This window comes from Nocardia sp. NPDC058640 (assembly GCF_042716995.1).
Classification (GTDB): domain Bacteria; phylum Actinomycetota; class Actinomycetes; order Mycobacteriales; family Mycobacteriaceae; genus Nocardia.
The window spans coordinates 128,401-151,834 of the sequence record NZ_JBHXRG010000009.1 but is presented as its reverse complement, the minus strand read 5'-3'; the positions used below and the strand labels follow the sequence as shown (position 1 = coordinate 151,834).

The 23,434-nt window shown below is 67.4% G+C and carries 16 protein-coding genes; 6 read left to right on the top strand and 10 right to left on the bottom strand.

The window, feature by feature from the left end; translation table 11 throughout:
• Positions 1-130: 130 nt before the first annotated feature.
• The 3 genes from ACFWU5_RS14130 to ACFWU5_RS14120 all read right to left on the bottom strand — a co-directional run bounded on the left by ACFWU5_RS14130 (position 131) and on the right by ACFWU5_RS14120 (position 4,911).
• Positions 131-1,960: a phosphoenolpyruvate carboxykinase (GTP) gene (locus ACFWU5_RS14130; protein ID WP_379267438.1), complete on the bottom strand. Its 1,830-nt coding sequence runs from the start codon at positions 1,958-1,960 to the stop codon at positions 131-133.
• Positions 1,961-2,213: 253 nt separating this feature from the next.
• Complete coding sequence (locus ACFWU5_RS14125) at positions 2,214-3,815, bottom strand: hypothetical protein (protein WP_379267437.1); 1,602 nt, start codon at positions 3,813-3,815, stop codon at positions 2,214-2,216.
• On the bottom strand, positions 3,802-4,911 hold the full coding sequence (locus ACFWU5_RS14120; RefSeq protein ID WP_379267436.1) for a hypothetical protein: 1,110 nt from the start codon (positions 4,909-4,911) through the stop codon (positions 3,802-3,804). The genes ACFWU5_RS14125 and ACFWU5_RS14120 overlap by 14 nt, the downstream gene beginning before the upstream one ends.
• A 184-nt stretch (positions 4,912-5,095) precedes the next feature.
• Here ACFWU5_RS14120 and trmB point away from each other — a divergent pair, with 184 nt between their 5' ends.
• Genes trmB through ACFWU5_RS14105 form a run of 3 tightly spaced genes read left to right on the top strand, consistent with a single transcriptional unit; the run spans position 5,096 to position 11,025 of the window.
• On the top strand, positions 5,096-5,839 hold the full coding sequence (gene trmB / locus ACFWU5_RS14115) for a tRNA (guanosine(46)-N7)-methyltransferase TrmB (RefSeq protein WP_379246750.1): 744 nt from the start codon (positions 5,096-5,098) through the stop codon (positions 5,837-5,839).
• Positions 5,836-6,552 (top strand): NYN domain-containing protein, encoded by a 717-nt coding sequence (locus ACFWU5_RS14110; protein WP_379246586.1) that lies wholly within the window; start codon positions 5,836-5,838, stop codon positions 6,550-6,552. The genes trmB and ACFWU5_RS14110 overlap by 4 nt, the downstream gene beginning before the upstream one ends.
• A complete protein-coding gene (locus ACFWU5_RS14105) occupies positions 6,553-11,025 on the top strand; it encodes an MMPL family transporter (RefSeq protein ID WP_379267435.1) in 4,473 nt (1,490 codons plus the stop codon).
• 78 nt (positions 11,026-11,103) lie between these two features.
• On the opposite strand, the gene ACFWU5_RS14100 is transcribed toward ACFWU5_RS14105, so the two are convergent.
• The 5 genes from ACFWU5_RS14100 to ACFWU5_RS14080 all read right to left on the bottom strand — a co-directional run bounded on the left by ACFWU5_RS14100 (position 11,104) and on the right by ACFWU5_RS14080 (position 17,640).
• Positions 11,104-13,086 (bottom strand): DUF2339 domain-containing protein, encoded by a 1,983-nt coding sequence (locus ACFWU5_RS14100; RefSeq protein WP_379267448.1) that lies wholly within the window; start codon positions 13,084-13,086, stop codon positions 11,104-11,106.
• 771 nt (positions 13,087-13,857) lie between these two features.
• The gene (locus ACFWU5_RS14095) at positions 13,858-14,529 is read right to left on the bottom strand and encodes a DUF1707 domain-containing protein (RefSeq protein WP_379267447.1); all 672 of its coding nucleotides are present in this window, start codon (positions 14,527-14,529) and stop codon (positions 13,858-13,860) included.
• Between the two features lie 49 nt (positions 14,530-14,578).
• Positions 14,579-15,229, bottom strand: a complete 651-nt coding sequence (locus tag ACFWU5_RS14090) for a response regulator (RefSeq protein ID WP_379246594.1) — start codon at positions 15,227-15,229, stop codon at positions 14,579-14,581.
• 16 nt (positions 15,230-15,245) lie between these two features.
• Entirely contained in the window at positions 15,246-16,418 is a 1,173-nt protein-coding gene (gene macS, locus ACFWU5_RS14085; RefSeq protein WP_379267434.1) for a MacS family sensor histidine kinase, read from the bottom strand.
• Positions 16,399-17,640 (bottom strand): AI-2E family transporter, encoded by a 1,242-nt coding sequence (locus tag ACFWU5_RS14080; protein WP_379267433.1) that lies wholly within the window; start codon positions 17,638-17,640, stop codon positions 16,399-16,401. Before ACFWU5_RS14080 ends, macS begins: the two co-directional genes overlap by 20 nt.
• A gap of 72 nt (positions 17,641-17,712) precedes the next feature.
• Between ACFWU5_RS14080 and ACFWU5_RS14075 the strand changes: the two genes are divergently transcribed.
• Positions 17,713-19,233 carry an adenylate/guanylate cyclase domain-containing protein gene (locus ACFWU5_RS14075; protein WP_379246752.1) on the top strand — a complete coding sequence of 507 codons (1,521 nt, stop codon included), beginning with the start codon at positions 17,713-17,715 and terminating at the stop codon, positions 19,231-19,233.
• Positions 19,234-19,237: 4 nt separating this feature from the next.
• The gene (locus ACFWU5_RS14070) at positions 19,238-20,308 is read left to right on the top strand and encodes a YbhN family protein (protein WP_379246600.1); all 1,071 of its coding nucleotides are present in this window, start codon (positions 19,238-19,240) and stop codon (positions 20,306-20,308) included.
• On the opposite strand, the gene ACFWU5_RS14065 is transcribed toward ACFWU5_RS14070, so the two are convergent.
• A complete protein-coding gene (locus ACFWU5_RS14065) occupies positions 20,309-20,665 on the bottom strand; it encodes a DUF3054 domain-containing protein (RefSeq protein WP_379267432.1) in 357 nt (118 codons plus the stop codon).
• Positions 20,666-20,729: 64 nt separating this feature from the next.
• Positions 20,730-22,367 carry an NTF2-like N-terminal transpeptidase domain-containing protein gene (locus tag ACFWU5_RS14060; RefSeq protein WP_379246604.1) on the bottom strand — a complete coding sequence of 546 codons (1,638 nt, stop codon included), beginning with the start codon at positions 22,365-22,367 and terminating at the stop codon, positions 20,730-20,732.
• 439 nt (positions 22,368-22,806) lie between these two features.
• Between ACFWU5_RS14060 and ACFWU5_RS14055 the strand changes: the two genes are divergently transcribed.
• A complete protein-coding gene (locus ACFWU5_RS14055) occupies positions 22,807-23,361 on the top strand; it encodes a hypothetical protein (RefSeq protein ID WP_379267431.1) in 555 nt (184 codons plus the stop codon).
• The last annotated feature ends 73 nt before the right edge of the window (positions 23,362-23,434 follow it).

Genomic DNA, 23,434 nt, shown 5'->3' with positions numbered 1-23,434 from the left:
CGCAAAACGCTCGACTGGGATACCCCAGCCGAGCGTCTGCGTGATCTACTCACCGTCTAACACCAGCGGTGTTGCGACGACCCCTAGAAATCGCCAAACGGTACGGGCGGTTCAGTGTTGAAAGGGGCGATCAGCCCAGGCGCTCCTTGAGGGCCTCGAACTCGTCGCGCACGCCCGAGGGGAGCTTGTCGCCGACGAACTCGAACCATTCCTCGATCGACGGGATCTCCTTGCGCCACTCGTCGGCGTTCACCGACAGCGCCTCGTCGACGTCGGCGGCGTTCACGTCGAGGCCGTCCAGGTCGAGGTCGGCGGCCGACGGCACGTGGCCGACGGCGGTGGCGGAGGCGTTCGAGGTGCCTTCGATGCGGCCGACGATCCACTCCAGCACGCGGGAGTTCTCACCGAATCCGGGCCACAGGAAGCGGCCGTCGTCGCCACGACGGAACCAGTTGACGTAGAAGATCTTCGGCAGCTTGTTCGCGTCGGCGTTCTTGCCGAGGTCGATCCAGTGGTTGAGGTAGTCGCCCACGTGGTAGCCGAGGAACGGCAGCATGGCCATCGGGTCGCGGCGGATGGTGCCGACGGTGCCCTCGGCGGCGGCGGTCTGCTCCGAGCCCATGGTGGCGCCCATGAACACGCCGTGCTCCCAGCCGAACGACTCGGTCACCAGCGGGACGGTGGTCTTGCGGCGACCGCCGAACAGGATGGCCGAGATCGGCACGCCCTGCGGGTCGTCCCACTCGGGAGCCAGGGTCGGGCACTGCGACATCGGGGTGCAGTAGCGCGAGTTCGGGTGCGCGGCGGGCGTGCCGGACTCGGGGGTCCAGTCGTTGCCCTTCCAGTCGATGAGGTGCTGGGGGTCGCCTTCGAGACCCTCCCACCACACATCGTTGTCGTCGGTGTTGGCCACGTTGGTGTAGACGGTGTTGCCCGCGTCGATGGTGGCCATCGCGTTGGGGTTGGAGCTGTGGTTGGTGCCCGGTGCGACGCCGAAGAAGCCGAACTCCGGGTTCACGGCGTAGAGCTGACCGTCCTTGCCGAAACGCATCCAGGCGATGTCGTCGCCCAGGGTCTCCGCGCGCCAGCCCGGGATGGTCGGCTGGATCATCGCGAGGTTGGTCTTGCCGCAGGCCGACGGGAACGCGGCGGCAATGTAGTAGTTCTTGTTCTCCGGCGAGATCAGCTTGAGGATGAGCATGTGCTCGGCCAGCCAGCCCTCGTCGTGGGCCATCGCCGAGGCGATCCGCAGCGAGTAGCACTTCTTGCCAAGCAGCGCGTTGCCGCCGTAACCCGAACCGAAGGACCAGATCTCGCGGTCCTCGGGGAAGTGGGTGATGTACTTGGTGTCGCTGCACGGCCACGGCACGTCGGCCTGGCCCTCGGCCAGCGGCGCGCCCACGGAGTGCAGCGCCTTCACGAACGGGCGGTCGGTGCCCAGCTTCTCCAGTGCGGCGGCGCCCATGCGGGTCATCACGCGCATCGAGACGACGACGTACTCGGAGTCGGTGATCTCCACGCCCAGCTTGGGGTCCTCGGCGCCGAGCGGGCCCATGCAGAACGGCACCACATACATGGTGCGGCCCTTCATCGAGCCGCGGTACAGCTCGGTCATGGTGGCGCGCATCTCGGTGGGGTCGACCCAGTTGTTGGTCGGACCGGCGTCGGCCTCGGTCTTGGAACAGATGTAGGTGCGCGATTCGACGCGCGCCACATCGGAGGGATCGGACAGCGCTAGGAAGGAGTTCGGCTTCTTCTCCTCGTTCAGCTGCTTGAACGTGCCCGCCTCGACCAGTTGAGTGGTCAGGCGATCCCATTCCGCGTCGGAGCCGTCGGCCCAGACAACGCGATCGGGCTGAGTGAGCTCTGCGACTTCCTGTACCCAGGCGAGCAGTTCACTGTGCTCGGTCGGCGCCTTGCCGTCGGATCCACGAAGACCAGGAATGGTCGCTGAGGTCATGAAAACTCTCCTGAGATGGGCGGTTGTTCGATCCATCGATCGCCACCATGGGCGGGTTTAGGCGTCCGCAGTGACCAGCCGGCGCACAACCCCGATTTCACGGCTGAGGAAGGCCGCACACGGACATCAGGCCGCGCATCGACTGGCAAGAGCGGACGCCCAGGTTCCTACCCCAAGGTTAACGCGATATGACCACCGATACGGCATCGGGCTCCCTAATGGGTACCCACGAGTCAGTTGGCCAATCCCGCGCTCATCTCTGATCCAGCGTGGCGAGGTCGCGCTCGCACGCGGACAGCTGCGCCGGACGCTGGGCCACCAGGTTGCGAGTGAGCATGTCGAGCTCGGTGACGCGCTGGTCCACAGCCACCGCGCGGGCCGTCGATTCGCGCACCACGTGCTCGGCCAACTCGGCCTCCGCGTCCACCAATACCCCCGCGACACGCTGTTCCAGCTGGGCTTTGATGTTGACCAGCGCCTCGGACACCCACTGGGCCATGTGGTTGCGCTCGGCGAGTTGGCCGCGAGCGCGCACGACCCACGCGGCCGCGCCGGCGCCGAGCAGCAGGGTGACGGGGACGCTGGCCACGTCGAGCGTGGGCACCAGCGACAGCGGCGCCACGATCAGTCGACCGAGACCGACACCGGCCGAAGCACCGAGCGCGATCATGAGGTGATCTTCAACACCGCGGTGCCTTTTGTCCGGATCGGGACCGACTCGCGGGGCCGGATCGCGGCGCACGGTGGTCGGCGCGGCGGTGCCGATGCGGCGGGCGGCTTCGATCACCCGCTGGTCGATTACCGCATCGACCGAAACCGACAATTCGCCCGCTGCTTGCTGGAGACGCTGCGGGTAGGCGCGCAGCTCGGCCCGGTCGCAGCGGTCGAGTTCGGCGCGCGAACGGGTGTGCAGCGCGCGGACCATCGAGCCGACCTCGGTGGTCAGGTCAACGCGCGCGAGCTGGACCTGACTGCGCACCGCGGCCAGACCGGTCTGACGGCCGCCGTCGCGTTCGGCGAGCAGGCCGATGCGTTCCTCGCGCAGGCGGGCGGTGTCGGTGCCCGATCGCAGGGCGGTGATCTGTTCGTCGATCCTGGCCCTGGTGTCAGCGAGCACCCGCGCGCGCACGGCCGCTCGACGTTGCGAGCCGTCGACGGGTCCGTGCGCGGTGGCTGCGGCGAGGGTGGCGTGCAGGCCTGCCACGCCGGAGCGGTCGAGTAGGGCGGAGTCGTCGGCGGCGCGGGCGGCGGCGGCCATACGGGCGGAGACGGCGACGATGTCGAGGTCGGTGATGCCGCGTGCGGCGAGGAGTTCGAGGTTGCGTTCGCGAGTTGTGCGCCAGTCTTGGTAGGCGTGAAAACCGTTCATGGCGAGCAGGATTGGTCGATTTGCGGTGCGGAGACGGTCGATCAGGACGAACATGTCGGCGCCGAGGACACTGCCCGCGTCGAACACGATCAGGGCTGCGGCGGGATCGGTGCCACGCATCGGATCGACCCCTCGGATGGGATCGATGCCTAGGGCGGGGTCAGCGCCACGCATGGGATCAGCGCCACGCGTGGGATCAGCACCTCGCGTGGGATCAGACAGATCGATGTGAGGTTCGAAGCGGGCGAGCTCCGTGCGAAGCAGGGTCGTGTTGGCATCGTCGGGTGCATAGAAGTCGACGCTGGTCCCCGAACCCGCCGATGCCATCGCCCGAAGCAACGCCGCACCCTGCGGATTCCACCGATCGATCACGGCAGCTACGGCCGACGGAAGCGCCCCTGCGTCGTCGACTCGATCCGCCGGCGGGGCGCCCGCGATCCCATCACCGGCACGCCCCCGACCTGCCGGACCCTCAGAGTCCCGCACTGCTCATCCGCTCCCAGGCCCGCACATAACCGTTGTGAACCCGCAGCGCCGCCCGCCGAGCAGCAGGCGGCATATCGCTGGACACCACAGCCCGCCACCGCGTCGCCCGCGACAACGCCTCATCGGCGTCAGCAGGCGCGGGCGACGGATACCCCGCGGCCAGATGCGAAACCTGCGGGCACGCCAACCCCGCGCACAACCCGGCCCACAACGCCTCGTCACCGGCCAGATACTGCTGGATCAGTTCGCGAGCGCGCCCACCGTCACCGGGCATCGCGCGAGCCGCCAATCGAACCAACTCGTCGAGCAGTTCACCCCCGCGCACAGCCTCCACCTGCTCATATCGCCGATGAACCAGCTTGTGCAGCGGATCGATCCCACTGGCGGAATGCAGGATCTGGATGATCGCCGAAGCGGGCAGATCCGGATCAGCGCGCAACGCCGACAACGCGCAATCCACGCCGTACAGATCCCAGTGGGCGATCAACCGCCGCCGCGCGTCCTGGTCGGACCCACTGCCGATGAACAGATCAGCCGCCAGCACCGACGGCACATCGGGCCCGACGGCGAGCCTGCGCAGATCGCTGAGATCGGCGGCGTCCACCGCGCCCGCCCTGGTCCGCGCGGCCACCGAGGCCACGATCGGCACGACGGGCATCCGCAATTCCTGCGCGAGCCGCTGCGCCGCGCCCACCGCTTCACTCCACCGCGCACCGACCGCGTCGGCCTTGTTCAACACCACGATCCCGCGCCCGGCGGGCACCGCGGCCAGCAGTCGATGGTCCGCGGCCTGCGGCGAACCGGCCAGCACGTAGATCACCAGGTCACCGTCGAGAACCGGATCAGGCTGCTCGGGCTGGTCGACCGGCTCGGTCTCCTGCGCCGACAGCAGCGCCAGCGCGTCCAACACGGTGGTTCGCCCGCTCAGCGCACGCCCGGTGATCTGGATGTGCAGCTGACGACGGCGTCGCGCGGCCGCCGCGGCCACCTGTGCGGCGATCGCGCGATCACCGCCGCGACCGGTACCGAGGCGCGAGATCAGCTCGTCGAGCTGGTCCGCGGGACGTGTGTGCGCGAATTCGGTGGCTGTCGACATTGTGCCCACCCCCTTGTCGTGAGGGCATTCTGTCAGACGGAAAGGGTCGCCGAACCTTCTGCCGACCTGCCCGATCAGCGGTGCGACCAACTCGCCTGTGGCGTAACTCCACGCATGCTGGACAATGGACGACGTGAACGACGCCCCCGACCACGCCGAGCCGACCAGCCACAAGCTGTCGGAGATGCCGCACGACGCGGGCCGACGCTCGCTCACCGGCTCCCGGCTGTATCCCCGCGTCACGAGCTTCCGCACGCGGCGGGGCGCGCTGACGCCGAATCAGCAGACTTCGTGGGACCGCACCTGGCCGGTGATCGGCCGCAACGTGTCCAACGAGCCCGTCGACGCCGACGCCTGGTTCGGGCGCGAAGCCCCACTGGTGATCGAGATCGGTACCGGAACCGGCACGGCCACCGCCGCGATGGCCAAGGCCGAACCGCACCTGAACCTGATCGGCATCGAGGTCTACGAGCCGGGTCTGGCCCAGCTGGTGCAGCAGATCGAACGTGAAGACATCGACAACATCCGGTTGCTGCGCGGCGACGCCGTGGACGTACTGGAGAATATGGTTGCTCCCGAGTCGCTGATCGGGGTTCGCGTGTTCTTCCCTGATCCGTGGCCCAAGGCACGTCACCACAAGCGCAGGCTGCTGCAAGCGCCGACATTCGCGCTGATCGCCAGCAGACTCAAGCCCGGCGGTGTGTTGCACGTGGCCACCGACCACGCGGATTACGCGGAGCACATTCTCGAAGTAGGCTCCAAGGAACCGCTGTTGACCGGCCTGAACGACACCACCGGTGGCGACAGCGCCGCCAACCGCACCACCGCGCCGATCGGTTTCGAACGGCCCGTCACCAAGTTCGAGGACAAAGGCCTGCGTGCCGGTAGTGCCATCAACGAGTTCATATGGGGGAAGATCGACAGATGAGCGTGAGTGAGATCGCCCCCGAGATGCCGGTGCCCGCCCAGGCAGGCTCCGGATCCGAGGCGCCCGGCGGTGCCGATGTGCGACGTGTCCTGCTGGTCTGGGACGCGCCGAACCTCGACATGGGCCTCGGCGCCATCCTCGGCGGACGTCCCACCGCCGCTTATCGCCCCCGTTTCGACGCGCTCGGCCGCTGGCTGCTGGCCCGCACGGCCGAGATCTCGGTCGGAACCAAGGGCCGCATCGAAGCCGAAGCCACGGTGTTCACCAACATCGCGCCCGGCACCGCCGACGTGGTCCGCCCGTGGGTGGAAGCGCTGCGCAATGTCGGTTTCGCGGTGTTCGCCAAGCCCAAGATCGACGAAGACTCCGATGTCGACGCCGACATGCTCGCCCACATCGCCGCGCGTCAACGCGACGGTGGACTGGCCGGAATCATGGTCGCCTCGGCCGACGGTCAAGCCTTCCGCGAACCGCTAGAGGCCATCGCGGCCAAAGGAATCCCAGCTCAGGTGCTGGGTTTCCGTGAGCACGCGAGTTGGGCGGTCACTTCCGATACCCTCGGGTTCGTCGATCTCGAAGACATCCCGGGCGTATTCCGGGAACCGCTGCCGCGGGTGAGTCTCGAATCGCTGCCCGACGAGGGCGCATGGCTGCAGCCGTTCCGGCCGCTGTCCGCGCTACTCACTTCTCGCCCCGGTCAAGGAGTCGCTTAAGTGTTCACCCGCTGGGGCGATCTGGTCTATCGGTTCCGTTTCGCCGTCATCGTTGTTGTCGGCGCGGCGATGTTGGCGCTGGGTGCGTACGGCATGGGGCTGGGTCCTCGGCTGTCCCAGAGCGGTTGGTTCGATCCGGGCTCGGAGTCCGTGGTGGGCGCACAGCTCGCCGACTCCTCGTACGGACGCGACCATCTGTCCGACGTGATCGTCATGTACAACGCCCCCGAGGGCAAAACAATTGACGACCCCGAGTTCCAACGGAAGGTTGTCGACAGCCTGACCACTGTCATGGCCGAGCATCCTGAGCAGCTCGCCAAGATCAACGGCACGTACTGGAAGGTGGGCGACGCGGCCGCCGCGCCATCGATCTTCGGGTCGAAGGACAAAAAGCACGCGTTCGCGTCGATTGCCATCGCCGGTGACAACGACACCGTCATGATGGCCAACTACCGCGCCATCGCGGACGTCTTTTACATTCCCGGCATCGACGTCGAGGTCTCGGGCTTGCAGGCCATCGCGGTCACCCTGACCGACACCATGGACCACGACGTCAAGCGGATGGAAGTCCTGGCCCTCCCTGCGGTAGCGGTCCTGCTGTTCTTCATCTTCGGTGGCATCGTCGCCGCCTCGTTGCCGCTGATCATCGGCGGTCTGACGGTCCTCGGTGCCACCGGCATCGTCATGGCGTTGACCAACTTCGTCGAAGTCAATTTCTTCGTCACCGCTGTCGTCTCGATGATCGGTCTCGGCCTCGCGATCGACTACGGCCTGTTCATCGTCAGCCGCTTCCGCGAGGAATTAGCCGAGGGCTACTCCACGCGCGCCGCCGTCCGTCGATCGGTCATGACCGCTGGACGAACAGTGGTGTTCTCCGCGACGATGATCATCGCCAGCATCGGCGGCATTCTGATCTTCCCGCAGGGCTTCCTGCGCTCGGTCGCCTACGGCACCATCGCGGCGGTCTCGCTGGCCGCGCTGACCGCAGTCACGATTCTGCCCGCGATGCTGTCCATCCTCGGTCCGCGCGTGGATATGCTCGGCCTCAAGCGATTCCGCAAGAACAAGACCGCCGAGCAGGTCGAGAACGGTTTCTGGGGCAACCTGACCCGCTGGGTCATGCGGCATCCGCTCAAGATCGCCATCCCGATCACCATCGGTCTGCTGCTGCTCATCATCCCGGTCAAGGATCTGACGTTCGGCGGCATCAACGAGAAGTACCTCCCGCCGGACAACCCGACCCGGTCCGCGCTCGAACACTTCTACGAGGTCTTCCCGCAGAAGAAGACCGACCCGATCCAGCTGGTCTTCGTCTCGGGCGACACCAACGCCATCGGCAAGGTCTGGAAGGAAGCCAACCAGGCTCCCGGACTGGTCAGTCCGTTCGAAGTGCCGGGCCGTTCGCCGACCAACCCCGAGGTGTTCCGCACCTCGGCGACCCTGGTCGACCCCACCAACAACGCCCAGCCCACGATCGACTACCTGCGTTCGATCGAAATACCCGACGGCGTCCAGATGTACGTCACCGGTCAGCCCGCGCTCATGGCCGACAGCATCAACACGCTGCTGGATTTGATGCCATGGATGATCCTGATCGTGTTGCTCACCACCACGGTGTTGATGTTCTTGACGTTCGGTTCGCTGGTGCTACCGATCAAGGCCGCGTTGATGAGTGCGCTGGGCCTCGGCTCGACGCTGGGCATCCTGACGTTGATTTTCGTCGACGGCCACGGAGCCACACTCCTGAACTTCACACCACAGCCGATCAGTGCGCCGGTGTTGATGCTGATCATCGCGATCATCTACGGCTTGTCGACCGACTACGAGGTCTTCCTGCTGTCCCGCATGGTGGAAGCGCGCGCCCAAGGTGCGTCGACCACCGAGGCCGTGCGAATCGGTACTGCCCAAACCGGCCGGATCATCACCGCCGCCGCCCTGATCCTGCTCGTGGTGACCGGTGCGTTCGCGTTCTCCGACATGGTGATGATGCAGTACATCGCCTACGGCATGATCGCGGCGCTGTTCATCGACGCCACGATCCTGCGCATGTTGCTGGTCCCCGCGATCATGAAGCTGCTCGGCGACGACTGCTGGTGGGCGCCGAAGTGGATGAAGCGCATCCAGGAGAAGATCGGCCTCGGCGAACCCATCCTCGATGACGAACGCCCCGGCAACAGCAGCGCGGTCGACCTGGTGAAGACCACGCCGATCACCGACCCGCCGACCATGCAGATGACTGCGGTCCCCGACTCCAAACTGGCCCGCACCCCCCGCAGGCCGCGCACAGTCGCCGAGATCGAGGCCGACGCCCCGACCCAGCGCATGGACAAGGTCGTCGACGCCGACAGCGCCGAACCGACCCGCCCCCGCCTGCCGAAATCCCCCGACCCGACGCGCCCCCGCGCCTCGATGCTGTCCTCGGGTGAACCCACCCGCGAACTCCCGGTGGTGAAGCCGGGCACAAAGCCCGACGACGCCCCCGCGAAGGACGCCGGCCTCGACCTGCCGAAGTACGACTCCGGCGAGGCAACCCAGATCCTCCCGATCGTCAAGCCCGATGCGGTGAATCCCGCTGCGGGACAATCCGATTCCCACGGTGGACATCGCGGCGATTCGCCCGCAGATACCTTCGGTGGATCCCATGGCGATTCGTCCGCTGACACATTCGGCGGGCCCGGCCGCGATTCATCCGCAGACACCTTCGGCGGGCCGCGCCGTGATCCTTCCGCTGAGACACTCGGCGGGTCCGGTAGCGATTCGACCTCTGACTCGTCGACGGACAACGACCGCGGCTACTCGGGCCCCAGCTTCGGCACACCCCCCGACCTGGGCGACCCCGAAACCGGCCCCGGCGGAGCCACCCGCCCCACCAACGGCGTCGGCCACTCGAGCGCGGGATTCAGCAACGGATCCCCTCTCGACGACACCCGCTTCGGCTCGTCGCGTGACAGCTCCGACGGTGCGGCCCCGAACTCCCACGGGTACACCGACTTCGGAACCGCGGGCAACGCATCCGGCGTCACCGGACCGAGCTTCGGCACCGACCTCGGGAACTCGGACAACACACCCCGCGTATCCGGTCCGAGCTTCGGCACCGACCTCGGGAACTCGGACAACACACCCCGCGTATCCGGTCCGAGCTTCGGGACCGACGCCGGTTTCGGGAACTCCTCTGCCGTAACCGGGCCGAGCTTCGGAACGTCGGGCGATGCGCCTCGCACCTCGGGGCCGAGCCTCGGGACTCCCGCCGACACCGCGCCGAGTGCAGGCTTCGAAGCCCCTTCGATCTCCCGGCCCGCTCCGGCGGCAGACGGCGGATCCGGGCTCGACCTGTCCACCGGCATCCCCGGTGTCACGCCGCGCGGTTCCGAGCGGGTACAGCCCCCTGCGGGGTACACCCCCGGCGTGATCGGTGAGACGCCGCAGGTCTCGACGCCGCACGAGTCCGGTGATGACGCCGGATTCCGCGCGCCCGCAACGGATTTGCCGCAGCGACCCAGCATCGTGCCGCCCGCGCGACCGAGTACGGCAACTCCGCCGCACGGCACCGTCACCCCGCCCGCGCCGAGCATCGTCAACCAGCAACCGAGCAGGCTGACACCACCGCAGCCGGTTGATCCCCCCGCCGAGGACGACACTCCGCCCAGCGGAACGTTCACCGGATTCAACCCCGTGACCGCGTCGAACTTCCGGCCGATCGCACCTGCCTCCACCCCCGAGCCGACCACCCCCGCCGACTCGCACACCACGTCGCGGGACGTTTTCGGCACCTCGGTCCCCGTGGAACCGCAGCAACCGCCTGCCCCGTGGAACAACGGCATGACGGGCCCCGGCACCCCCCGCGGCTACACCACCCCCGAGCCCGACAGCGGTGCACGGTTCACCTCGGCCACCGACAACGGCCACGCCCGCCCCTCGGACGATCACCCGGTCGACATCGCCAGCGCACCGAATCCGGCTGTTCCCCAGTCGAACTCGCCCCGCGCGGCGGAGGTGGCCCGCCCACAGGTCGCGCCGACAGGATTCACCGCCGTCACCCCGAACGACAGCACGGATTCGGACGACACCGCAGCACAGGCATCCACCCGGATCCCGGCTTCGCGTCACTCGTCCGACCGTGACGAGCCGTTCACCGCGGATCAGGATGCGACCGAAACCCCCGGCCAGTGGCAGGCCCCCTCCGGCTTCACCGCCGTCCCCTCCCGGACCACGTCGCCATCGGAGCCCACCGCTGCACCGTCGCAAGCACCGGAAACTCCTGCGGAATCCGCCGCGTCGACCGAATCCAGTTCCCCCGCACCCGAATCGGGCGAACCCGCAGCGGACACCCGCAACGAGATCGAGAACTGGATGGCCCAACTACGCTCCTCCCGGCGCGGCACCCCCGCCGACGAGGGTCGTCACCACGGTGGCGAGGGCCGCACGGTCAGCGTGAACGAACTCCTCCGCCGCCGCGAGGACAACACCGAATAACCCCAAAGCACCACGAACACAACGAAACCCACGGCCATCGAGTGCCGTGGGTTTCGTCGTTCGAGTGATCCGTCGCGATCAGGCGCCGGGGCGCGGTGGAGCAGCGTCCGCGAAGGCGCGGGCGTAGCGAGTCCCGGTGAGCAGCAACAGGATTCCGACCACCAGGAACGCCGCCACGCGAACCAGCCCCGACAGTGTGGCGAGGTCGAACAGGAACAATTTCGCCAGGGCCGCCGCGGCGACGAGCAACCCGGACACCAGGCACACCTTCGCCACCGCAGGCGATGCGGACAGTCGCCGCAACCCGTAGAACAGCGACGCGGTAGCCACCACCATCCACACAATGGTCGCGATGCTGTGCCCGGCCACGAATCCGTCTGCCCCACCGAGAGTTACACCCAGCGAAACGGCAGCGACCAGCACGTAATAGAGCCCCGCAACACTGACCGCGAACCACACTCCCGTGACCAGCACGGCATCGTCGAACCGCGGCAACCGAGGCACCGTCCACGCCACCATCGCCGCCACACCCAACCCGACCACGGCAGCCACCGCCGTCGAAACATCGAGCTCCCGATCCGCAAGCCTTTGCACCGCGAGCGTTTCCGGCGTAGCGATCGCCAACATCACCAACCCACCGAGCAAAGCGAACGCCACCCCGATCCCAGCCGCCACCCGCGTACGACTGACCGCCCCCACCGCAAGAAACGCGAGCCCGACCGCAAACAAGGCAGTCGGCAACAACCGAGGATTCCCACCGGTAGCAACAGTGCACGTCTGCAACAACGCCACAGCCCCGGTCAACCCCGCGACCAACGCCGTATGCCCCGCAATCCGCAACCGCCCCACGGGGCCTGCGGTCTCGGCAGTCCCCGAACCGGTGACTGCCATGCCTGCCCGACCGGGACCCGCCATGTTCACCGGACCGGGGACTGCCGTGTCTGCCCGACCGGGACCCTCCATGTTCACCGGACCGGGACCCGCGGTACTCGCCGGACCGGAGGCTGCCGTACTCGCAAAGCCGTGAGCTGTGGCGTTCGCACCGACATCCGTAATCGACGACGATGCCCCGCCATTCGTCGGTGAGTCCACGGGCGCCGCAGCACCAGGCCCCGCGGCTGCACCGAAGACCACTGCGACGTCTGTTGAACCGCGCACGCCCATGCCCGCGCGCCGAGATATCAAGGCGGTGGCCGCGAGGCCGAGCAAGATCGCGGCGAGTACGCCGGTAATCGACGCACTCACCGCACGGTCGAACAGCATCGCGGCAGCGAGCACGGGAAGCGCCGTGAGCGCGATCGTGATGCTCGCGGTGATGTCACCGGGCCTGCAGCGCACCGACAGCAGTGCCCCGACCAACCCGACCACCGCGCACGCGATCGCCGCGACCAACAGCCCTCGCTGGTGCTGCGCCTGTTCCCCGGAGATCGCCCCCTCGATGCCGCTCAACGCCACGAACACCAGAATCGCGAGCACCACAGGCAGGGTCCGCGCGATGTGCAGCACCGGCCAGTTCCTGCGCATCTGCACCGGAACCCCCGCGGCCTGCAACACCACCAGGAACGCGACCAACATCAACTCGGTGGTCAACGCCGGCGACAACACCGCCGCCCCCACGACAACCCCCACGGCCAGCGGCTGCGACTGCCACCGCAGAGCGATCCCCACCCCCACCAAGGCAACCACCAGGGCCACCGCAAGCCCCACCCCACCCGGAACCCACCGGTAATACCCCGTCACCGCAACAACATCCAGATACAGCCCAGCGATACCGGTGGCCACCAAGGCAATCCCACCGACCCGACCACCAGGCCGCCCGAACACCCGCCACCCAGCAGCACCAAGCCCCACCGAAAGCGCACCCCCGGCAACAACTCTCGCCACCGGCCCGAAGAATCCAGCCTGAGCGGCCAACACCAAAAGCATCAACACCCCCACCAAGGTCACCCCCACCCCAGCCACCGCCAAAACCCGAGAAATCACGCCTTCCCGCTGCCACCACGGAGTCCGAACCCCCCGCCCCGGCCCGCGCCCAACCCCCACCGGCGGCACCGGCCTCATCGGCGGCACCGCCCCCATCTGCCCCATCGGCGTCACCGGCCGACCACCGGGGCCATACCCCCACCCCGACCCAACCGGCCGCCCTGCCGACCTCCCCGCAGGCACAGGCGCCCCACCCGGCCCGTAACCCGGGGCCTGCCCACCTGGCACAGGCACCCCACCCGGCCCCCAACCCGGGCCTTGCCCACCAGGCGCAGGCACCCCACCCGGCCCGTAGCCCGGGCCCTGCCCACCAGGCGCAGCCCAACCTCCCGGCCCATACCCGGGAGCGAACCCAGGAACAGGCTGCCCCACCTCACCGGCTGCACCAACCGCCCAGCCGCCACGAGCCCCGCTAGGCGCTGGTTGGCCAACCCCGACCTGCCCACCGTGCCCGGGCGCAGGCGGTTCCGCAGGACCAGACACCGGCTGACCCATCGCAGAATCACCCTCTGCAGGCCGGCGCCAACCGGATTCCGAGCCCGGATCAGCACCCTCCCCACTCGCAGACCCCTCCCCCGACGATTCAGCGCGGCCCCGCCCAGCCACCTCCCCCGACGACTCCACATCCCCAGCCCGCGACCCCACCTCCGCCCGCAACTGCGCGGCCAGCAGATCCAAATCGCCGCCCACCTGACTCATGTGCGCGCCGAGCGCGGTGAACTCTCCGGAGAGCCGCGCAACCAGCGCGGGATCGATGGCAGTACTCATAACTCCATAGTCGACCCCCACCCGGCACCGAACATGAGTAGAAACCCCCGGCCCCGCCCAGTTCCTACCCGAATCCCCGGCCTATCCCCCGAGAAACCGCCGCCATTGCACCATCAACGGATACTTCGCCGTCACCGACCCGAACCGAACCCGCCCGTGCACCACCAGATGCAACGGCCCGATCGGCGGCCCCGTTCGCACCTTGTTGTTGACCGAGGACCCCACCAGATCGAGCCCGTTCAGATCAACAGTCGCCGCGGCAGGCACCAGCAGAGTCAGTCCGGTGCAGTAGTCGTCGACCTGGATCTCCACGATCTGCGTCTGCATCACCGCTTCGGTGAAATCCAGCGTCACCCCGGACATCAGGTTGTTCAGGTGCAGCACCGGCGGCACCTGCCACGGCCCACGGCGATGCACCCCCGATAACCGACTCCGAATCGCACCGGGATTACTGCCCCCGGACGGCACCGGAACGGGCCGAGGTCGAGGCATCGCGGCAGGCTGCGGCGCCCCCGCTACCCGCATTCCGGGCAGATCGACCAGCACCGCGTTGAGCTCACCACGGGTTTTAGCGGCGAGCGCGGTATCCATCCGCTCGGTGAACTCCCCGAGCGACAACATCCCGAGCCCGACGGCACGCTGCAGCAACTGCCCCACATGCTCACGCTCGGCGTCGGACACGCGTAACTCCCGGTCGCTGACGGGACCTGCCGCCGCGACACCGGGTTTGAAGAGGGATTCTGAACCGCCCATGCCATCGAGGGTAGCCACGAACGGGCACCCTGCACATCAGGGCAAACCCCTATTCCAGCCCCTGCTCGATCGCATACCGCGTCAACTCCACCCGATTGGCCAGCTGCAACTTCCGCAACGTCGCCTGCACATGGTTCTCCACGGTCCGATGCGACAAACTCAACCGCGTAGCGATCTGCTTGGCCGACAACCCCTTGGCCACCATCCGCAACACCTCCGTCTCCCGCTCGGTCAACGAGGGCCGATGCGGCTGATCAGCGGCAACAGGCGCGGTCGCCATCCGCCGATACTCCCCGAGCACCAACCCGGCCAAACCGGGCGTGAACACCGGCTGACCTGCGGCAGTAGCGGTAACAGCATCGATCAACTCAGCCGCCGAAGCACTCTTGACCAGATACCCGCTGGCCCCGGCCTTGATCGCGTCGAGCACATCGTCCCGCTCGGCCGAAGCCGACAGCACCAGCACCCGACTCCCCGGCGAAACCCGCAACACCTCGGCGGTAGCCGCAGCCCCGTTCCCATCGGTGAGCTGCATATCCATCAACACCACATCCGGCTGCACGGCCGCAGCCCGCCGACCGGCCGTACCGACCCCGTCGGCGGTAGCGAGCACCTCGAACCCCGCCTCGGCGAGATCGCGAGACACCCCCTCACGCCACATCGGATGGTCGTCGACCACCATCACGGTAATCACCGGCATCGCCCAACTCCTCTGCTCAGCGCGCCGGTTGGCGCGGAATCCGGAATTCCCACTCGGTACCGTCCCCGTCGGTCAACAACTCGGCATTCCCCCCGAGCGCCGCGATCCGACCGACGATGGACCGCGAAACCCCCATCCGCCCTTCAGATTCCGCCGCCGCCAACCTTCCGGCCGCAATCCCCACCCCGTCATCGCGCACACTCACCACCAGCATGTCACCGGTATCCTCCAGCAGCACATAGGCTTTCGCGCCAACCCCCGCGTGCAACGCAACATTCGACAGCGCAGTAGTCACCGCCGCGGCGATCTCCTGCGCCACCACCCGCCCGACCAACACCGGATCACCCGGCGTAGCCACCGACACCGTAGGCGTAGCGCGAGCGGTCAACAACGGCCGCAAATCCACTTCCCCCGACGAGGAATCGGAAACCTCCGCCTGCTCGGACAACAACACCCGCAACGCCACCTCCTGCTCCCCCGCCCGATGCACGAGTTCCATTGCGGGCCCGCCTATCTCATCCCCACGCCGCTTGATGAACGCCAACACCTGCAACACCCCGTCGTGCACCTCGCGAGCCAACCGCTCCCGCTCCTGCGCCGCGGCGGTGATCCGCAAGGCATGTTCCAACTGCCCCTGCGCCCGCCGAGCCGTATTGGCGGCAAGCCCCAGCGCCAACCCCACCGAAACCAACACGGGCGCAGTCGCATCGCCCCACACGTCCTGCCCCCACTGACCCCGCACGGTCACCACCACGGCCGCCATCGCCAGTCCCGCAACAACTCCCGCGATAGGCCCGCGCAGAATCGCCATCGAGATCACCGAGTTCGCGATCCACAGGGTCGTGGGCAGTGTCTGATGCCCGTGATACCAATCGTAGTCGGCGACAAGGCGTGTCGAGGCGATCAATGCCACGGTCACCACCTGGTCCCCGAACACCACCCAGCCGCGAATCTTCCCGGTCGCCTCGGGGAAGTACCACTGCGACAACAGCAATGCCGAAGTCCCGGACCAGATCGCCATCACCGCGATCAGCACCCAGCTCAGTCGCGGATGCTCGTAGTACGGCACCGACGCGATCTGCTGCCCGATCGCATACAGCAGCGTGACCAGCCGAAACGCCTGCGCGGCCCGCCACAGCGGCGCGGTCGCGGCGTCGGTGGTGCTCAACTCAGCTGTGTGGGTCCGCATCGCCGGGCTCGGTTTCCTCCTCGCGCAACCGCTTTCGCACGTCGAAGCGGTCCGCGGGTTCGGGTTTGTCGGGCTGCGCGGCGAACAGTTTTCGATCCTCACCCGCGGCTATCTCGCCGTAGACCTCCTCGGGACTGCCCGACAGCAGATAGCGAATCGCGGTGTTGCCCACCGCAATCAACGGAACAGCAAGCAGCGCGCCCGCGATCCCGCCGACAACCAACCCGGCGGTGATGGCCAACACCACGGCCAGCGGATGGATGCTCACCGCCCGACCGAGCAGAAGTGGTTGCAGCACATGCCCTTCCAGCTGCATGACCGCGATGATGATGCCCAACACGATCAGCGCGGTCACCAAACCCTTGGTGACCAAGGCGATGAACACCGCGACGAACCCGGCCACCACCGCACCGATGATCGGAATGAACGCACTGATGAACACCAGCGAGGCCAACGGCAACGCAAGCGGCACATGCAGAATCGCCAGCCCGGCACCTATGCCGATCGCATCCACGGCAGCGACCACCACGGTGGCCCGCACGAACCCGACCAGCGTCCCGAACCCCAATTCACCAGCAGTGCGCACCTTTTCGCGATGCGCGGTAGGAATCACCCGAGTGACGAAGCGCCAGATCTGATCCCCGCCGTAGAGGAAGAAGATCAGGATGAACAGGATCAAGAACGCACCGGTCAGAATGTGGCCGATGACCGTAGCGGTGGTCAGCGCACCGCTGGTCAGACTCTCGCGGTTGTCCTGAATGGTGCGCACGATGGTGTCGCCGGCGTTGCGGATCTGCTGGTCACTCATGTGCGGCGGCCCGTTGATCAACCAGTCCTGCACCTTGTGCACGCTGTTGGTGACCTCGTTGGACAGCCCCGGCACCCCGTCGACGAACTGTTCCACGACAAAGGTCATCACCCCCGCAAGCAGCCCGATCGACCCGACCAGCGCCACGAACACCCCGAGCCACCGCGGGATCCCCACCCGCTGCAACCAATCCACCAGCGGCGCGAGCAGCGCGGCGGCCAACAGTGCGATGGCCAACGGGATCACCACCGTGGCGAATTTCTGCACCAGCATGCCCACCGCGATCAGCGCGGCGAAGATGATCAGCAGCCGCCAACTCCAGGCCGCGGTCTTGCGAACCAGGGGATGTACAGACTCGGCATCCGAACGCCACGGCGAAGACGCGGGCCCCGAAACTACCTTCTGGTCGGTCACCCGAGAGAGCCTATCGGTCGCAACGCTAGATTGGTTGTCGTGTCGGCGCCTCTGGAAGCGGTCAAACAGACCATGCGAACGCGGTGGCCGCTGTATCTGACGTCGGTGCTGCTGGCCAACGTGTTCGGCTTCGTGCTGGTGTGGGCGTTCATCCAATACGGCCTGCCGGTTCCCGAAGGCGAAGCCGATGCGGTGCGCCAGACGGGTCTGCTCGCGCCGCTGTTGGTGTTCGGTGTCGCCGCGGTGCTGAGTATCTTCGCCGCCGCGCTGATGTTGCGGCCGGTGATGCGCTGGCAGATGCGGGGCGGGCCGCCCAGCAGACGTGAGCAGATGGCGGCGTTGCATGTGCCGCTGCGGCAGTCGATCGTGCACCTGATCCTGTGGATCATCGGCGGCGCGATCCTGGCCGTGTTGATCATCGCCGAGTCGCCGGAGCTGGCGGGCGCGGTGATCGTCACCGAATGTATGGCCGCGACCATCGTGTTCGGCTTCACCTACATGCTGGGCGAACGCATCCTGCGCCCGGTCGCCGCCGAGGCACTGACCGAGGGCACCTTCGACCACACGCTGACCCCCGGCGTGGGCACTCGCATGGCGATGACCTGGGGAATGGGCACGTTCGCGCCGACGATCGCGATCGTGCTGCTGTGCGTCACGCAGATCTCCTCGGACGTGAAGTTCTCGGCGAAGTCGCTGGCCATCTCGATCCTGCTGCTGTGTGGCGTGGTGATCCTGCAGGCGCTGGCGTTGTCGATGCTGACCGGATCGTCGATCTCCGACCCGGTGCGGCAGCTGTCGCAAGCCATCAACCGGGTGCAGGCGGGCGCGCGTGACGTGCAGGTGGAGGTCTACGACGGCAGCGAGATCGGGCTGCTGCAGGTGGGCTTCAACCGGATGATGGACGAGGCGGCCAAGCGCCGCAGGCTGCAGGAACTGTTCGGCCAGCACGTGGGCGAGGACGTGGCCCAGCGCGCGCTGGACTACGGCACCGAGCTGGGCGGTGAGACGCGGTTCGTGGCGGTGCTGTTCGTGGACATGGTCGGTTCCACCGCGGCCGCCGCCGAGCGCCCGCCCACCGAGGTGGTCAGCCTGCTCAACGAGTTCTTCCGGGTGGTGGTCGACGTGATCGACAGCCATCACGGCTTCGTCAACAAGTTCGTCGGCGATGCGGCGCTGGCGATCTTCGGTGCACCGCTGGACCGCCCCGACGCGCCCAGTGCCGCGCTGGCCGCCGCCCGTGATCTGCGCGAACGGCTGCGCGAGGTGACCAGTCTCGATATCGGCATCGGCGTGTCGGCGGGCCTGGCGGTCGCCGGAAACATCGGTGCGGCAAACCGTTTCGAATACACCGTGATCGGCGACCCCGTCAACGAGGCGTCGCGACTCACCGAATTGGCCAAAGATCATCCCGGCCGCGTTCTCGCTTCGGGCAGCGCGCTGTACTTCGCCGACGAAAGCGAGCAAGAACATTGGGTAACCGGAGACGAGGTCCAGTTGCGCGGCAGACGCCGAAAAACCCGGCTGGCCTGGCCGAAACCCTCCGCCGACGGGCCGAACGCGGACGAGGAAGAGCAACAACCTTCGTTAAGCTGAGACCGTGACGGCCGACGGCGACCTAGCAGGCGAAGTGGAGCACCCGCGCCGCCGATTCTGGTGGGTCAAGTGGCTGCTCGGCGTGGTGGTACTCGCGCTGCTCATCGGCGAAGGCATCTATCTCTGGCCCCGCCTGCACGAATCGTGGCGCACGCTCACCGAGATCCACTGGGGTTGGCTGGTGCTGTGCATCGTTCTCCAGGCCATTTCGATGAGCGGTTTCGGCCGCGTACAGAAACAACTGCTACACGCCGGTGGCGTCGACGTGAGCCAGGGCAAATCGGTCTCGGTGGTCTACGGCGCGACCGCGATGTCGCTGACGTTGCCCGCGGGCCAGGTGTTCTCCACCGCGTTCACCTACCGGCAGACCCGCCGCTGGGGCGCCAGCCCGATCGTGGCCTCCTGGCAACTGGTCTTCTCCGGCGTGGTCGCCGCCGCGGGCCTTGCGCTGATCGGCATCGGCGGCGCGGCGCTGGTCGGGCAGGGCATCGGGTTCAAATTCATCGGCTCGCTGGTGGTGCTGGGCCTGATCCTGTTCACCGGCAACTACCTCGCCCGACACCCCGGCACCCTCGAGGCGATCCTGCGACGGGTGCTCGCGCTGGTCAACCGGCTGCGGAAGAAGCCGGCCGATCACGGCATCGCCAAGCTGGCCGAATTCCGGGCGCAGCTCGAGTCGGTGGATCTGGGCAAGAAGGACGGGGCCCTGGTCGGGGTGTGGGCGCTGGTGCACCGGTTCGCCGATGTGGCGTGTCTTGGTGCGGCGTGTTTCGCGGTCGGCGCCGATCCGAAGTTGTCCGGGCTGCTCATCGCGTTCGCGGCGGGCAAGGCGGTGGGGTCGATTCCGTTCGCGCCCGGCGGCATCGTCTACGTGGACGCCACGCTGATCTACGGTCTCACCGCGGCTGCGGGCCTGCCGGCCTCGCACGCGGTCGCGGCCGCCTTCGTGTACCGGTTCGTCAGCTTCATCCTGGTGGCGATCGTGGGCTGGATCGTGTTCGCGTTCCTGTTCCGCAACCCCCATGCCGACGACGAGGAGTACGAGGAAGAGTTCAAGCAGCAGCGCCGAATCTGATCACCGCAGGGCGCGAATCGCGGCCCGCCAGCCGAGCAGGAACAGCGCGAGCACCGACGCCGCGACGATCACGAAACTCACCGCCACCCCCTGCCCGCTGACCGCGCGAAAGACCATCCCGCCCACCAGTGTGCAGGCCCAGATCAGAATTCCGCTGGGCCACAACGCCGTTGCGTCGAACCGCGTGCTGCGCGCGACCAACACCGCCAGCGCCCACCCGAGAATCAGCCCTAATCCGAAGGGCCACACCGTTTTCAGCAGTCCGGCCAGCACGGCCTCATCGTGACTACGCCGACCGATCGCGCAGAAAACGACCACCAGCAGGGCATCGATACCGAACGGTGCGAACCTTTTCACGCACGTAGCGTAACCGGTCAAGATCGACTTCGAGACCGGTCAGCAACCACTGACCAGTGATAACTCAGGCCTCGGGCGTGGCCAACGACTTCAGCAGTACCGCGGCCAGACGCGAAGTGGCGTCACCACTGTCGGCATCGGCGATATGCACCGCGAACACCAGATCGCCCATCGTGGCCAGCAACCACCCGTCGGGTCCGCCCTTGGCGGCGAACGCGGTGATGTCGCGGAATCCGCGCAGCGCGGTGGTTTCCGGCTTGTCGATGCCCTCGTGCATCATCGCGCGCAACCGGTCGACCGCGGCCGGTGGCAGCGCGGGTGGCGGCGTATCGGTGGTGCTGGGACTGCCCGCCACGATCATCGGCGGCACCACCGAACCACGCGAGATCGCGGCCGCGGCAATGGCCATGCCGAACGGACTGACCTGCACCGCATCCGCCCCGGCACCTTGACGCACCTGCTCGGTGCTGCGGCCCGGCGCGCTGATCCGCCCGGTCACCTCGTCCAGTCCCGGCACCTTGAAGTCGACGCCGACGCCCAGCGCGGTGGCCGCCTCGGCCGCCTCCTGCACCGTGACATCCTGCGCCGGCTTGTTCTTGGTCGCCGCGGCGACAGCACGGAACAGCTCCATCGTGCCGCCGGCGGGGAACAGTCCGGTGAAGGCGATCGGACCCTTGTCGGTGGCGTAGGAGTTCTGCGCGACCGCGACCACCGCGCCGGTGGAGGGCTGCATGGCCACCACGGTCGCCGCGGTGCCCACACTCACCACCGCGTCCTCGGCGGCGCGTTGCAGGCGCTGGTCCATCGTGGCGGCGATGTCGGGCCCGGCCGGTCCCTGATAGCCGGCCACCTGGTTGACGAACTTGCCGTCGGCCTCGAAGATCTGCACACCCCAGCCCGCGGTGGCTTCCAGGCTGTCCTGCCACACCTTGCGCAACGCGTCCAGCATCGGCGACCGCGTGCGCCGGTCCGCGGAGATCAGCTTGGGCTGCTTCTCCATCACCACGCCGGGGATCTTGGCCATGCGCGGTTCCAGGATCGCGAAATCGCCGTCGCGCAGGTTCACCGCGACGATCGGCTGACCCTGCGACCCGGCCAGCTGCTGCATCAGCGACGGCCCGGTGATCAACGGCGCGACGGGTTCGATGGCGTCGGCCAGCGCGTTGGTGGTGCCCACGAGGTCGCCGGTGCGCGTGGGATCGATCTTGATGACGTTGAGTGTCTGCTCGGTCATGAGCACTTCGCCCGGCAGGTCGACGACCTTGGGCGGCGGCTTGGCCGTGGTGCGCACGAGCTTGACGGTGCGATTGTTGGCCAGCTGCGGCATCACCACCGCGGGCTCCCAGGAGATCCGCCAGCCGATCGCGAGCTTGCGGACGGTGCCCTGCAGTGTGTAGGTCCAGTCCTTCTTCTCGCCGAAGTTCCAGGCGACTTCCATCGCGAAGATCGCCGACTCGGAGTCGAGGTCGATCACCTGCGACGCCTCGTAATCGACGGTGCCCGACTGCAGGCCCTCGAACATTTGCTTCATGGTTGCCGAAGCGGCGGCGGGGTAGGAGGTCAGGTCGGCTGCCTTGCCGTAGTCATGCTCGTCGAGGAGATCGGCGAACTGCGTGACCACCGTCTCCGACTCGCTCGACTTCCCACCCACTCCGCACGAGCACAACGCCATGGCGAGGGTCGCAACCCCTGCGATAGCCATTGCGCCCCGTACGCGAAAGCGGCGGGATCCCCACACATCCATATCGCCCACTCTTCACTCTTGCCACTCCGGTAACAAATCCACCGTACCGGAAGTTGACCCGTCTCCAATGCCCCGGCAAATCGGGCATTGGCCCGACCTCGACACCTCGATTGTGCCGGAAGTCTCGCCCCGATGGGGGTCCGATTTCCAACCTCGCCCAGTAAGCGACAACAACTGCTGTGTCAACCGTACCGACCGCCACGCCGGGTAGTGCGGATCTCGCATTTGTCCGGCGATTCAAGGCGAGGGTACCCAAAGGCACCGACACCCAACCCCGCGGTATCCCCTTCTCACCTGCGGTGTGGGCCCGTTCACGCACAGCGGAATCCCGTGCGCGCATATCGGCGTAATCTTGTAATCACTGCAACATGCACTACACAGATAGCAGGTGATTTCCATGCGGAACGCTCATCGCGAACGCGGATTCGGCCGTCCCGGCGGCTGGCAGCAAGCCGACCTCCCCGACCCCGCCGACGCCGCCGACTGGTTCGCCGGACGATTGCCCACCGACTGGTTCACCGGCGAAGTCGAGATCGAGATCGACCGCGACGAGATCGTCGTGGTCGGCGTACTGCCCGTCCCCGACGACGCGAGCGCCGCCACAAAGGAGGGCGCGCTGGCCCGCTTCCGCGAGTCCACCCGCCCCGCGCGCATGCAGATCGCCGACGAGGCCCAACGCCGTTACGGCCGCAGCGTCGCCTGGGGTGTGCGATCCAACGGCGAACGAATCCTGTTCACCCACCTGGCCGTCCCGGTCATGACCCGCCTGCGCCAACCCGAACGCCAGGTCCTGGACACCCTCATCGACGCAGGCGTTGCCCGCTCCCGCGCCGACGCCCTCGCCTGGACCGTCAAACTCGCGGGCAAACACGCCGAAACCTGGCTGGCCGAACTCCGCGAAGCCATGCGCAAGGTCGACGACCTGCGCTCGGAGGGTCCTACGGGGCTGTGATTCTCGGCCGCCTCGATCTGGACTGACCAGAGGGTGCGACGAAGGAGTGCCCGGCGGGAGGGAAGATCGAGGG